This window comes from Paraburkholderia haematera, assembly GCF_905220975.1.
GTDB classification, from domain to species: domain Bacteria; phylum Pseudomonadota; class Gammaproteobacteria; order Burkholderiales; family Burkholderiaceae; genus Paraburkholderia; species Paraburkholderia haematera.
This window is the reverse complement of sequence record NZ_CAJNBK010000006.1, coordinates 132,932-146,601: the sequence shown is the minus strand read 5'-3', so window position 1 is coordinate 146,601 and position 13,670 is coordinate 132,932. Positions and strand designations below refer to the sequence as shown.

The following is a 13,670-nucleotide window of genomic DNA, read 5'->3' as shown; positions in this document are numbered from 1 at the left end:
TCAAGGTCAAATAGTTATGCTTAAAAAAATTAACCTTCGCTCGCTTCTTGGAAATTCATGGGTACTGCTGATCCTGGCTGTGTTGATCGCCGGTGGCCTGACTTTCCTTCTGTATACCTACCTGACTGATCGGGAGAACAAGCTCAAAGCCGATATGGCCGCACGTCGCGTGCGCGCCGGCATAGAGGTCGTTGTGCCCGCAAAAGATTCACCGATCGGCACACCGCTGTCGAACGGCGACTTTGTTTCTCGCGAGATTGCGCCCGATCTGGTTTATGACGACATGATTCGCGCCGACGCATTTCAGCAATACCGCAGCTCGCATCTGGTCAAAGCGGTACGCCGTGGTCTGCCTTTGCGCGCTGGCGACATTGATGCGCTAAAGGGCCGTGATTTTTCGGACATCCTGGCTGAAGGGCAACGCGCAGTCACCGTCGAAATCGATACGGTCAACTCAACGGCTTTGATGCTCCGCCCAGGTAACCGGGTAGACGTGTATTGGGTGGGCAAGGTCTTCCACCAAGGCCAGAGCTCCGACGACACGAAGATGGCCCAACTCATCATGCCGAACGTTCTGATTCTCGCCACCGGACAGGATATGCGTCCGCGCGACGCCGGCGAGGCTCAGGAGCAGGACCAGGCCAACGCCAACAGCAGCGCGATGAGCCGACAGGAAGGCATTGGCTACACCACCGTCACGCTACAGGTTCCGGTGGAGGACGCACCGCGGATCGCCCTTGCACAAAAAATCGGCGGTCTGCGCCTCATTCTGCGCAATTCTGAGGATAAGGGTACGGATGTTCCGTTGCTCGTGAAAGAGAGCGACGTGTTCATCGACGCCGGTCGGAAAAAGGTGGATTCCACCGGTCCGGTTGTTGAAGTCATTTCCGGCGGCGGAGCAACTGGCGGTGTAATCGTTCCCCAAGGCCTTCCGTCCGCTACGGCACAGAACACACCAACTGCTGCGCCCGCACCGGCCAATACCGCGCAGCCAACGGCAGCTTTGCCGTCACGCCGGCCAAGCCTCTATGAGCAGGCCAATGCAATCGCCCAACAACTGCAGAAAGCCGTTGCGCCCAGTGCGTCACAGCAGAACTAAAGTACAGAGCACAGGTTTCACATCATGAAAGTCACACACAATGCGACGCATTTGCGCCGCCGGGTCTTGCCGTCCGTTCTTATCGGCATTCTGTTATGCGACGCTGCTCCGGCTGCACTCGCTCAAGTCGCCTACTCGTCCGCCAACGACGAAGCGCCCGCCAGCACCCGCGTGCTCGAGATGTTTCGTGGCGAAGTACGTATTCTGCATTTGCCCGGCACCATCAAGCGGATCGCGATCGGCAACGGCAAACTGATTACCGCGAATGTGGTCGACGGTAGCCTGATGCTGCTTGGCGAGCAGGACGGTATGACGTCCCTTGTTGTGTGGAACGAAAAAGGTATTGCGTTGCAGACCACAGTGCGTATCGCGAAGGCTGAAGTCAATGCGTCGGTGGACCAGTTGCGCGCGGTACTGAAGTCGGTATCCGGCCTGCGCATCGACTCCATCGGCTCCAATATCGTGTTGTCGGGCACCGTGCATCGCGACATGGTAGCGATCGTCAAGTCCGCTACCCAAGACATGAAGAACGTAATCGACACCACCACGGTCGATGAAGGAGACGCGCTCAAGAAGACCGTCCACTTCAAGGTGCAGATCATGGAAGTCACGCGCACCGCACAGAAGAACCTTGGCATTGCGTGGGACAGCAGCTTCAAGGGGCCGCAGATCGGCGGCGCCACGAGCGTCGCGACGGGCGCCGCGAAAGCGGTTACGGCAGGCACGAGTTATTTCCTCGCGGGCATTGCCTCTAACATCACCTCGCAGATCAACTTCGCCATTGAAAACGGCGACGCGTACATCCTCGCGGCACCCGAACTGAATACGAAGAGCGGCGGCACCGCAAGCTTCCTGGCGGGCGGCGAAGTGCCGATTCCTCAGTCCGGCGCACTTGGCACCACCAATGTCGAATACAAGCCGTACGGCATCAAACTGAACATCATCCCCGTTGTCGATGCGAACAACATCATCTCCGCGCATCTGACGACCGAAATCAGCCAGATCGATCCTAGCGTCACCTACGGCGGGATGCCTGGCTTCCTGACTCGCAACACAAGTTCGGACATTTCGATGCGCCCCGGCGAAACTCTCGCCATTTCTGGCCTGGTCAGCGCGGATGCCCTCACGGACAGCGTCGGTATGCCGTTCCTCGGCAAATTGCCGATCATCGGGCAATTGTTTCGTTCGGACAAGTTCCGCGCTAAGAAGAGCGATCTCGTAATTTTTGTGACGCCGCTCATTTCCGATCCGGACCTGGCGCCCAACACGGATCTGCTGGCGCGCGCGGACAAAATGGATCAGCGATATCGCAAGGAATATGGCAATCCCAATCCGTTGCTCGACGATGAGGAGAAGGCGGCGCTTACGCCGGCACCGCGTCAACCCATCGGCCCAACCCCTGCGTTGCCTCCCGAGCCAGTTCGCAGTAGGCCCGTGCAAGCGCCGGTCGAAGAAGGGTTCTCGTACACGCCGGTTCCAGGCCAGACCCGGCCTCAACCCGGCAACGACGTGCCGTCCCAACCTCTACCTCCGCAGCCGTCAGTGAGTACGCCGCCGCCGGGCGTCGCGGACGCGCTGCTCATGTTGAACGCTGCACAGAACCCGCCGATTGCGCCGCCCGCTCCGTCCAACGCAGCGCAACCTGCCGGCAACGGCAAGCTGCCGCCGCAGGTCGGCGTTCTTGGCAACTCAGGCAACTGACCGGACCTCGTGGAGAAGTTAGATGCTCAATTTGCAAGTACACACCCGTAACGCGCCAGTACGCGCTTTCGCGATCGATCAGGGTTGCACCATCGGCAAGGACGCCAGCTGTGACATCCTGGTTAAGGGCATGCTGGTCGGCAAGCTACAAGCTCGCATCGTGAGGGAACACAACGCGTACTACATCGAGGACCAAGGCGGTATCGCGGCTACACTCGTCAATGGCTCGCCAATCACGCGCTATGGCCCCCTGACGGAAGTGGACCAGATCGAAATTGGCACGGCGACCTTCAAGATCATGCGTCCGGTGAGCGCCGCGCGCGCGGCGCAGGAACAGGCACAGGCACAGGCAGCATCCGTGCCGCAACAGAACAGCCCACCGGCATCACACGGTTCGCAGACGGCGACAGCGATACCAACGCATGCGCAATCATCCTCCGCGCCTGGCGAGACAGCTGCCGACGCCTGGTCATTGAACGGGACAAGCGCCGCATCGCAAACGTCAGCCGTCGCGCCGTCCCACGTGGCTGAACCGGCTGCGCCGCTCGCCGCGCCGCAGTTCAACGTTCAACAGGCAGCGCCACGCGAGAGCACCCCTGCCCCACGGCCAGCGCCTGTCGAAGCCCCGCTGCGCATGCAACCCCTGCACGCGAAGAAAACGGCAGCAGAAGAGTTGCCTGTGGCACCAATCAATAGTCCACACGGAATCGAACTGCGTAAGCTGGCGCATATGAAGGTCATCGCCGCGCTTGACCTGCGCCGCCTGAACGTCGCGCGTATGGAAGAAGACGAGTTGCGCAAAACTGTCAGCACCGCGCTCGACGAAATTTTCAATCACGACAGCAGTTTCCGGACTCCCGACATTCCAATTGAGATCCTGAAAAAAAGCATCTTTGATGAAATCATCGGTCTCGGACCGCTTGAAGAATTGATCGCGGACGAGAGCGTGACGGAAATCATGGTCAACTGCCATAACGAAATTTTCATCGAGCAGTCCGGACGACTGACCCGTTCGCCAGTGATCTTCACCGACGACCGCGCTGTGCTCGGTGCGATTGAGCGGATCGTTGCTCCGATCGGCCGCCGGATCGACGAAAGCTCGCCGATGGTCGACGCACGTCTCGCGGACGGCTCTCGTGTGAACGCTGTGATTCCGCCCCTTGCGCTGAAAGGTCCAAGCATCACCATCCGGAAGTTCTCCAAACGCAAGCTGCAAGGCGAGGACCTGATCAAATTCGGCACGTTGTCGCCGGAAATGCTCGAGTTCCTGCACACCGCCGTGGAACAGGGCGCGAACATTATTATTTCAGGTGGTACTGGCTCGGGCAAAACAACCTTGCTGAATGTGCTGTCGAGCTACATCCCTGACAACGAGCGGATTGTCACCGTGGAAGACGCGGCCGAACTGCAACTTTCGCAGCCTAATCTCGTTTCGCTCGAAGCACGCCCCGCCAACATGGAAGGCAAGGGTGCAGTGCACATCCGCGATCTCGTGAAGAACTGCCTGCGGATGCGTCCTGACCGGATCGTCATCGGCGAATGCCGGGGCGGCGAAGCATTGGACATGCTGCAGGCAATGAACACCGGGCACGACGGCTCGCTCACCACCGCGCACGCGAACACGCCGCGTGACTGTATCGCGCGTCTCGAAGTGATGACGCTGATGGCTGGTCTTGACCTTCCCGTCCAGGCTATTCGTGAACAGATCTGCTCGGCGGTCGACATTATCGTGCAACAGTCCCGTTTCTCCTGCGGCTCCCGTCGCGTCACCCACGTGACGGAAGTCAGCGGCATGGAGTCGGGCGTCATCACGCTTCAGGACGTTTTCGTCTTCAAGGAAGAAGGGTTCAGCGAGCAGGGCAAGATCCAGGGCAAGTTTGTGCCAACAGCCTACATTCCTGACTTCTATCAGGAGTTGATCCGCAGGCGGATCCCCGTGAATACAGAAATCTTCACACGAATAGATTGAGCGAGCGGTCATGAGTCTTCCCATCATTCTCGCGCTGGCGTTCTTCGGCAGCGTTTTCCTGATCTGGATGGCCATCCGTACGGGGACCTCCACTATCAAAGCCGGTTCGCGCCAGATGGCAGGTGAAATCGAATCGTCACTTGCCGACGCATTCGTGTTCGTGAACCAGCAAAAGATGGCTGCGTGGAGCATGCTGGCCATCGTCGGACTGCCGATTATTGTTTTCCTGCTAAGCCATAACATTCTGGTCGCGCTGGCGTCCGTGCCGCTCGCGATGATGTTGCCCAAGAAATACCTGGCACGGATGCGCAAGAAACGTATCGAGGCCGTCGAGAAACAATTGCCCGACGCCTTGCTGATGATGTCCGGTGCGCTGCGGGCCGGTGCCAGTTTTCCTGCGGCACTGGAAGCTGTCGTGCAAGAAAGCGCCGCACCTATCTCGCAGGAATTCGACCTGCTGATGCGAGAGATCCGTCTGGGCATTGATCTTGATATCGCCATGCGCAACGTCGAGAAACGTATCCCCATTCCCGACTTCTTGATGGTAACGGCCGCCGTCACTATCGCGCGTGAGGTGGGCGGAAACCTCGCCGAGGCACTCGAGTCCGTCGCACGTACGCTGCGCGAAAAACTGCAGATGGAAGGCAAGATCAAGGCGCTTACGTCGCAGGGCCGCATGCAAGGCATTGTGATGACGTGTCTGCCGTTGTTTCTGATGCTGGTTCTGCGCTTCATGGAACCCAAGGCGATGGCCCCGCTCTTTAGCGAACCCGTTGGCTGGGCCACCTTGGCAGTGATCGGTGTGATGGAAGTCCTCGGCTACGTCTCCATCTCCAAGATCACCAATATCGACGTGTAACCTATGCTGCTATTTATTGCTTTTGCCGTCAGTCTCGGCGTGATTGTCCTCGGGGTCATCGTTTTTAAGTCCGTTACTGGATTGACGGGCGTCGTGCCGGAAGAGAGCCGTACTTTTCTTGATCCGTTACCCAAGTCGCTGCGGGTACTTTGGCCACTCGTCAAGTTCGTCGACTTCCATTTCGGCGATAAATTCAGTGCGAAACTCGTCGAGAAGACTGATCTGCAACTACGGCTGACGTCGCTCGTGTTCCTGATGAACGCGCGTCAATTCCTGTCCTTGTCGATCATCGCCTCCGTAGTGGCTTCGCTTGTCGCGCTCCTACTGATGCTCGCACTCGGCATGTTCTCGTTTTGGGTGCTGGTTGGAGTGGCCATGCTCGGGTACTTCTACCCGCGTATCTGGACGCGGGATGTCCGGCGCCGCCGTGTTGCGCGGATTGTGAAGCACCTGCCAATCTATCTCGACTTTCTGACGCTTGCCGTCGAAGCAGGGCTGAATATCAATGGCGCCCTGCAGAAGGCTGTCGAAAAGGGTCCGGATGGTCCACTGCGCTGGGAGTTCGAACATGTGCTTCGCGACTTGAAGTCCGGCCTGAACCGCACCGAATCGCTGCGTCGACTGGACGACCGGCTGCGCATCAAGGAAGTGACGAATCTCGTGGGCGCAGTCGTCCAGGCAGAACGGATGGGTTCCGGACTTGCGAAATCGTTGCGATTTCAATCTGAACAACGCCGCTCTGAACGCTTCCAGCGAGCAGAGAAGCAGGCGATGGAAGCACCGGTGAAACTGGTGTTCCCGTTGTTGGTCTTCATTTTCCCGATCACCTTCATCGTGCTGGGTTTCCCGATCGCAATGAAGTTCGTGCAGGAAGGTCTGCTGTGATTTTGACCCGCCTTCACGTTCGCGGACGCGACCTTGGCGTCAAGGTGTCGATCACGCAAACCACGCGTGAGCGCATGCGCGGACTGCTTGACCACGACCATCTTCCACACGACGAAGCGTTGCTTCTCAAGCGTTGCGGATCCGTGCACACGTTCGGCATGCGTTTTGCCATCGACGTGCTTTTTCTTGATCGGCACCAGCGTATCGTCGCGATCCGCCCTAACGTGTCGAAGCGACGTATGTTGTTTAACCTCCGCGCGACCCAAACCCTGGAAATGCCTGCAGGCACTGCACGGTTGCACGGTCTTGCAAGCGGCGATACCCTTGATTTCGAGGCCATCCGGTGAATCACCCCCGTTCCATGTTGCAGAACCTCAAGTCGCTTCGCCCGAGATTGACTCGAAGCGCCCGCAGACTCAGACAGTCGGGTCAGTCAATGGTGGAGTTCATCATCATCGCGCCGGCACTGCTTTTCGTGGGATTTGCAACCGTGCAGTTCGTGCTGCTGTATCAGGCGAAATCGACGTTAGACGTCGCCGTGCTTGAGGCTGCCCGCGAGGGAGCGGTCAACAACGGCTCGATGAAGGCGATGCAAGCAGGCCTCGCCCGCGGTCTTACGCCGATCTACGCGCGCCATGCTGACGCCGATGGAGTAGCGGCAGCGCTGGCCAAGGCACAGGCAGACGCAGTCAATTTCAGCGTTATTACCGTGCTGAATCCCACAACAGAAGCCGTGCGAGATTTTTCGCAACCACGCGTCTATCTTGATCCATCCAATCCCATCATGGAGATCCCGAACGACTCGTTGATGTATCGCGATTCCAACACGCTAGGCCCCACCTCTCAAATGAACATTCAGGATGCGAACCTCTTGAAGATTCATGTGCACTACTGCTACAACATGTACGTGCCGCTGGTGAACAAGGTGCTCTACTACGCGGTCAACGTGATCGGCAGTATCGGCACGATGGGCATTCTGACGCGCGAGCCGGATAACCTGGTCAGAGATCCTTACGGTTCACCAAAAAATGGCGACGCGCTGTGCAAAGTCAAACTCGTGGACGGCATCGCCACGGGCCGCTGGCCGCTGTCACTGGATTCGGAGGCGATAGTACGCATGCAGTCGCCCTTCAGGATTTCCGCGGCGAATGACTCCCCAAATCCGACGGGCAATTGATGGCACGCTGTATGAAAAAGTGGCTGTCGGCATTCCCGGATGCAGTAGAGAAACGAGTTCGCTCCTGTCAGAAGGAGGTGCTTCCGGCCATACGCCTTCATCGATCGCTCCTGGTCGGTCTGATAGCAGGGGCGATTTCCCTGCCGACCTGCACAGAGGCAGCCGAAGCGGCGGTAGCGCGCGTCCACGGTACATCCAGCGTGGCCATGATGGTCGGAGGAATGACGAGTGCGGACGATACCGTCTCGCCGACAACACCCACGGCCTCACCGCAACCGGATGCCGCAGACGACGACTCGAAACCACTATCTGTTGTCATCCAGCCGGGCTACCCTCAATCAAGTGGCCCTGCGCTGGGCCCTTCCCCTTCGGTCGCCTCTCGCGTCATGGCACTCGCGCCGGTGATCAACGAAGCCGCACGCGCCACCGATATGGACGGCGCGCTACTGATGGCGGTAATCGACGTCGAGTCGGGGGGCAATCCGCAGGCTGTTTCACCTAAAGGCGCCACCGGACTCATGCAACTGATGCCGGGCACGGGTGCGCGACACGGCGCATCGAATCTGTTCGATCCGCGCCAGAACATTGCAGCGGGAGCGCGTTATCTGAAGCAATTGATGCGCCAGTTCGGAGACCTGCAACTCGTACTCGCCGCTTACAACGCCGGCGAGGGCGCGGTGCAGAAATACGGTGGGCAGATTCCGCCCTATGCGGAGACAATGAACTACGTACCCAAGGTCATCGCACGATATATGCGGTATCGGGATGCCATGTCTTCCACTGACATCGCATCCGGGCAGGCGATAGCTGACGGTTCTCGCGGACGTCTTTTGGTGATCAGATAGATCACCGAACGTGCAAACAAACGTGCCACCAAAGACAAAGTGACCGCAACTTAGTGCTGCCCTGCAACCTCGAGTGCTTCCTGCATTGATACGTCGAGACTTTCGAGTGCATCGACCACCAGCGGCAGAAGCGCGGTCGCCAACGCAACCTCACGCTCCCGCGCGGCATCTTCCAGACGCATCAGCAAAGCGATCAACCCGAAGCAGTCGAGCATCCGTGCCGACCCTACGATCCGATGCGCTGCGCTACACACCTCTTCCCACGAACCTGCCTTGACCTTGTCACACAGCTGCGCGAGTGTGGTTCGATTGGTGTTGATAATCAGACGCAGCAAGCAGACTGCAGTTGCATCGTCGCCACAGGCAAGTTCAAGAACTTTGGCGCGCAGCGATACACGTTCGCCCGGGGCGAGCGCAATGTATCGTCGCAAAGCCAACGCTTCACATAAGGCAACCTCATCGACAGGTGCGGTCAGAAGACAGTCGAATTTTTCAGCTAGTTCAGCACGCGTCGACGGGCCGATGTCGGCCGGCACCACTGCAAATCGCAGGCCATGCGGACCCATCACGGGATGAGAGAAGGCCGAAGTCTCACCTCGATCCTCCGCAGCACAGTGGACCAGCGCCAATGCGGCCCGACCCGATTTCTCACCTGAGTCTGTGCATGGCTTGAAACCAAGACGTGCCAGCATTGCACTCAGGCCGCTCGCCTGTCCCCATGTGGAATCGGTGCTTACAAGAATGGCGTGATGCATTGATTTAGCCGTGACATCCTCGCTCACTGCGACGACGCGATCCGGCAGCGGCGCGCCAGATCGATCAGTTCAACGAGCGACTTTACCCCTAGCTTTTGCATGATACGGGTCTTGTGGCTACTCACGGTTTTGTTGCTGATAAACAGCGCGTCACCAATTATCTTGTTCGACATGCCTTTCGAAAGCATCTGCAAGATGACGAGTTCCTTATCCGATAACAGGGTAAGTCTGTCTTCCTCTTGCGCACCATCCGAATTGGACGAGAGTCCACTAACCGCAGCGCTTACGGGAAACACGGTATAACCGGCCAGTACGGCCTCCACGCCGCGGATGATTTCCTTCATTTCCTGCGACTTAGCGACGAAGCCTTGCGCCCCGGAGCGCATTGCCCGTGGCGCAAACGTGGCCGGATCCTGACCTGACAACACCAGCATGCGAATCCCCGGATGCGCCAGCTTAAGGCGCGGGATGACATCAAGCCCACTGATACGCGGAATATCGAGATCAAGTATTGCAAGTTTTGGAGTGTACTGACGCGCCAATTCGACAGCAGTTTGTCCATTGTCGGCCTCGATTACTTCTTCGATGCCAAGCAATTGCATGAGCTGCGTCTTGATAACCAGTCGAAATGCTGGATGGTCGTCGATAATCAAAATTGTAGACATATATATTGTATTCCTAATTAATTTTCCACTTACCAAGGCAACGATCATTGGCAACAACTCCAAAGAATCCGCAATCGAACGAAATAATCTGCTGCGTCATCTATCGGAGATTTCCAGCCGCAAATATCTTCGGATGTAGGCTTGCCAGCCTCTCGCTGTTAATTACGGGGAATAAAGATTAAGGGACATGAGATAACACCGGGATATGACGTTGAGTAGTCGACATGTTGGCCGATTTAACAACGACATCATCCGTCGATACCCACCGTCATTCCCGATACACAGGCAAGCTACGAGCCGGCGACCAGGAACTGGATCTCCACGCGCCGGTTGGGCGCAAGACATTTCACCAGTTCATCGTGCTTTGTTTGCTTACAAGTAACCACCTGATTCGCACTGCCTTGACCCAGCGCGACTATCGGCAATGTCACACCGTGGCCGCGCAGATAACGCATGACAGTCTGTGCACGTTGCAAAGACAGATTCTGGTTATACACATCACTGCCGAGGCGGTCGGCGTAGCCCGTGATCTTCAGTTCGCGAATAGCTGAAACCTTGCTCAACCCGGTCACCACGTCGTCGAGGTGTTTCTTACCGGCCGGCAAAATCGCTGCCTCGTTAGCACCATTGAAGCGGAAAAGGGAGTCCGCTCGCAGCGTGATATTTTGCTGTGCTCGCATCGGTGCTACCGACACCTGCTTCGCTTGCACGCATTGCAATGCTGTCTCGGCCGACTTGCGCAACTTGCCCTGAATCTCCGGTAAACGCTTTTCAGCGGAGGCGAAATTACGCGCCCATGCGTCATGCCCAGCCTGAATCAATTCGACTTCAGCACACGCGAGAGGCTGTTGCGCCTCCGGACATTGGGCGGTGGCAGAGTCGGCCTTGATGGTATTAACGATTTGCCACAGATCAGGACGCACCGTCGACACGGTTCGCAAAACTGGATTGGCAGCGGACAACGGCGTGCCGTTTTCGAGACTCATTGTGATCACCGCAGCCTGGCCGATGGCTTCCTCAACGAAGCCCCAGTGATCGTTGGCCTGCCGTGCCTGCTGAGCGGCGTCGATCCAGCATTGTGCTTTTGCGTGGAAGTAGCCGGTCTTGTCGCCCGGCAATTGATCGAGCCGCTGTTGCAACGATGCCAGCGCAGTGCGGCTGTTGCCGATCGGGACGTATGCGCCGATCCATTGCGCGTTCGCCGCGCCTGCTGCTTCGTCTTGCGATGCGCCGATTCCCGTCTTCAGGACCGTGGCATCTTCAATGCCGAGACGCTCACGCGCGGCATGACCCGTGCAGCCTGACAAAGCCAGCGCAATAGCTAGCACCGTTAGCTGAAAATTCATCGCTTATCTGCGTCGAGCGCATCTTCTTTAAGAAGGCTCCGAGTATGAAGAGACGCAGACCGGGACGGAATGGGAACATTCTTAGAATCGCGTCGGAAAATCTACACGTTGACAATCATGCTGCATAACGGCTGTCACCCGGTGCGAAAATTACGCCTTCACCGCCCGCGCCGCATTCCTTCCCCGCAACCATTCCAACGCGAGCAACAGGCTGGTGGAAAACACAATCAGAATCGTGGCCAACGCCGCAATAGTCGGGCTGATGTTCTCGCGAATACCCGTGAACATCTGACGCGGCAGCGTCGTCTGATCCGCGCCGGCCAGAAACAGCGTAACGACCACCTCATCGAACGAGGTCGCGAACGCAAACAACGCACCCGAAATCACACCCGGCGCAATCACCGGCAACGTGATGCGGAAAAACGTCTTCACCGGATTCGCACCCAGCGACAAACTCGCACGCACCAGGTTGTAGTTGAAGCCCTGCAACGTCGCCGCCACCGTCGTCACAACGAACGGAACTCCGAGCGACGCATGCGCGAGAATCAGCCCGATATACGTATTCGCCAATCCAAGCGGCGCAAAGAACAGATACATGCCGACACCGACCACCACCACCGGCACGATCATCGGCGAAATCAGGATTGCCATCAGCAGCGCCTTGCCACGGAAGTTGGCTTTAGTCAGGCCGATCGCGGCCAAGGTGCCGAGCACAGTCGCCACCACAGTCGCCGACGGCGCGACGATAAAGCTATTCTTTGCTGCCATGCGCCATTCATCGGAGCCGATCAGGTTTTCATACCAGCGCAGCGACCAACCTGGAATCGGATACACCAGAAACGTGCTCGACGAAAACGACAGCGGCACGATCGCTAACACCGGCAGGATCAGATACAGCAGCGTGAGCACGGCAAGCGCGCGCAGCGTGAAGTACCACACGCGCTCAACGAAAGACGTATGCGGCGCAAACAAGGGCTTGGCAAGTTTCATCGCGAGTAGGCTCCGTTCGGGCAATCAGCCGAGGCTCAATGACGAACGCGTGAAGCGCCCGTAGATGACATACAGCACAAGCGTAGCGGCGAGCAGCAAACCGCCGAGCGCGCACGCCATGCCCCAGTTGATTGTCACGTTGGTGAAATACGCGACGTAGTAGCTGACCATCTGATCGCCCGGCCCGCCGAGCAAGGCCGGCGTGATGTAGTAACCAATCGCCAGAATGAACACCAGCAGCGCGCCTGCGCCGATGCCCGGATACGTCTGCGGCACGTACACGCGCCAGAACGCGGCAAACGGATGGCTGCCGAGCGAAATCGCGGCGCGCTGATACGTCGGCGGGATGGACTTCATCACGCTGTACAGCGGCAGGATCATGAACGGCAGCAGAATGTGCGTCATCGAGATGTACACGCCGGTGCGGTTGAACAGCAGCGACAGCGGGTCATGCAGCAGGCCACTCGCGATCAGCGCTTTGTTCACCAGGCCCTCGCTTTGCAGAATCACGATCCACGCCGCGACACGCACGAGGATCGACGTCCAGAACGGAATCAGCACAAGAATCATCACCAGATTCGCGCGACGGTCGGACAGCGTCGAGATCCAGTAAGCGAGCGGATAGCCGAGCAGGAGCGCGAAAAACGTGACGGCTGCACCGATCACAAACGTACGGCTGAATACGGCGAGGTAGATCTGTTGGTCGGGGTCGGTCGGAATAATATGGCCGAACGCGTCCTGCTTATGGTCCAGAGAAGCCAATAGATAAAACGGCGAATACGCACCTGAATTCTTTGCGATCGCCTGCCAATACGCGACGTCGTTCCAGCGCTCGTCAAGTTCGACGAACTTCGCGTGGATCTGGGCAGGCGTGAGGTTAAGCGGCTTGCTGTTGTCGTCGGCGAACGGCATGGCGTGTGCCGATTTTGCTACCAGAGACCGGTAGCCGGGAATTTCGACGTTCAGGCGGCGTGCCAGCGCACCCATGCCGTCGCTATCGGCGACCGCAGTCAGGTCAACGGCCAATCCGGCGTAGGCGGCATCGGGAGGCAGCGTCTTGCGATCCCAACCACTCAATGCTTGCAGCGTATGTGGCAAGGCACCCACCACTTCCGGATTTTGCGCGGCGCGCGTCAGCAGCGCGCCAATAGGCACGACAAAAATCAGCAGTAGAAAAATGGCGAGCGGTGCGATCAGCAGCAGCGCCATTGCGCGCTTTTTCGCTTCCGCTGCTTTCAGTTCTCGCTTGAGCCGAATAGTCGACTCAGGCGTTGAATCGGCGGCGATCGTCATCGTAGTCACACCTCGTCTCCTGCTTTTGCGTCGTACCGCGCGCACGTCGGACCGACATGCGCGCGCCTTGCGTTACTCCGTCAAAG

Annotated in this window: 13 protein-coding genes; 8 read left to right on the top strand and 5 right to left on the bottom strand. The window is 58.0% G+C overall.

Going from position 1 to position 13,670, the window contains the following annotated elements:
* The first annotated feature begins 16 nt into the window (after positions 1–16).
* The 8 genes from cpaB to KHO23_RS13790 all read left to right on the top strand — a co-directional run bounded on the left by cpaB (position 17) and on the right by KHO23_RS13790 (position 8,535).
* Entirely contained in the window at positions 17–1,099 is a 1,083-nt protein-coding gene (cpaB, locus tag KHO23_RS13825; protein ID WP_211611798.1) for a Flp pilus assembly protein CpaB, read from the top strand.
* Between the two features lie 24 nt (positions 1,100–1,123).
* Entirely contained in the window at positions 1,124–2,800 is a 1,677-nt protein-coding gene (locus tag KHO23_RS13820) for a type II and III secretion system protein family protein (RefSeq protein ID WP_211611797.1), read from the top strand.
* Positions 2,801–2,822: 22 nt separating this feature from the next.
* Positions 2,823–4,769, top strand: coding sequence for an ATPase, T2SS/T4P/T4SS family (locus KHO23_RS13815; RefSeq protein ID WP_211611796.1), 1,947 nt, complete (start codon positions 2,823–2,825; stop codon positions 4,767–4,769).
* Positions 4,770–4,779: 10 nt separating this feature from the next.
* Positions 4,780–5,628 carry a type II secretion system F family protein gene (locus tag KHO23_RS13810; protein WP_211611795.1) on the top strand — a complete coding sequence of 283 codons (849 nt, stop codon included), beginning with the start codon at positions 4,780–4,782 and terminating at the stop codon, positions 5,626–5,628.
* 3 nt (positions 5,629–5,631) lie between these two features.
* Positions 5,632–6,513, top strand: a complete 882-nt coding sequence (locus tag KHO23_RS13805; protein WP_211611794.1) for a type II secretion system F family protein — start codon at positions 5,632–5,634, stop codon at positions 6,511–6,513.
* Positions 6,510–6,860, top strand: a complete 351-nt coding sequence (locus tag KHO23_RS13800) for a DUF192 domain-containing protein (protein ID WP_211611793.1) — start codon at positions 6,510–6,512, stop codon at positions 6,858–6,860. Before KHO23_RS13805 ends, KHO23_RS13800 begins: the two co-directional genes overlap by 4 nt.
* Positions 6,861–6,949: 89 nt before the next feature.
* On the top strand, positions 6,950–7,690 hold the full coding sequence (locus KHO23_RS13795) for a TadE/TadG family type IV pilus assembly protein (RefSeq protein ID WP_211611792.1): 741 nt from the start codon (positions 6,950–6,952) through the stop codon (positions 7,688–7,690).
* Positions 7,691–7,701: 11 nt separating this feature from the next.
* Positions 7,702–8,535: a lytic transglycosylase domain-containing protein gene (locus KHO23_RS13790; RefSeq protein WP_211611791.1), complete on the top strand. Its 834-nt coding sequence runs from the start codon at positions 7,702–7,704 to the stop codon at positions 8,533–8,535.
* A gap of 50 nt (positions 8,536–8,585) precedes the next feature.
* Here the strand turns inward: KHO23_RS13790 and KHO23_RS13785 are convergent, their stop codons facing one another.
* The 5 genes from KHO23_RS13785 to KHO23_RS13765 all read right to left on the bottom strand — a co-directional run bounded on the left by KHO23_RS13785 (position 8,586) and on the right by KHO23_RS13765 (position 13,593).
* Entirely contained in the window at positions 8,586–9,317 is a 732-nt protein-coding gene (locus KHO23_RS13785) for an Hpt domain-containing protein (RefSeq protein WP_236066836.1), read from the bottom strand.
* Positions 9,314–9,955 carry a response regulator transcription factor gene (locus KHO23_RS13780; protein WP_211611790.1) on the bottom strand — a complete coding sequence of 214 codons (642 nt, stop codon included), beginning with the start codon at positions 9,953–9,955 and terminating at the stop codon, positions 9,314–9,316. Before KHO23_RS13780 ends, KHO23_RS13785 begins: the two co-directional genes overlap by 4 nt.
* A 290-nt stretch (positions 9,956–10,245) precedes the next feature.
* Positions 10,246–11,301, bottom strand: a complete 1,056-nt coding sequence (locus KHO23_RS13775) for an OmpA family protein (RefSeq protein WP_211611789.1) — start codon at positions 11,299–11,301, stop codon at positions 10,246–10,248.
* Between the two features lie 150 nt (positions 11,302–11,451).
* Entirely contained in the window at positions 11,452–12,291 is an 840-nt protein-coding gene (locus KHO23_RS13770) for an ABC transporter permease (RefSeq protein WP_211611788.1), read from the bottom strand.
* Between the two features lie 24 nt (positions 12,292–12,315).
* Positions 12,316–13,593, bottom strand: a complete 1,278-nt coding sequence (locus KHO23_RS13765) for an ABC transporter permease (RefSeq protein ID WP_211611787.1) — start codon at positions 13,591–13,593, stop codon at positions 12,316–12,318.
* Positions 13,594–13,670 lie beyond the last annotated feature (77 nt).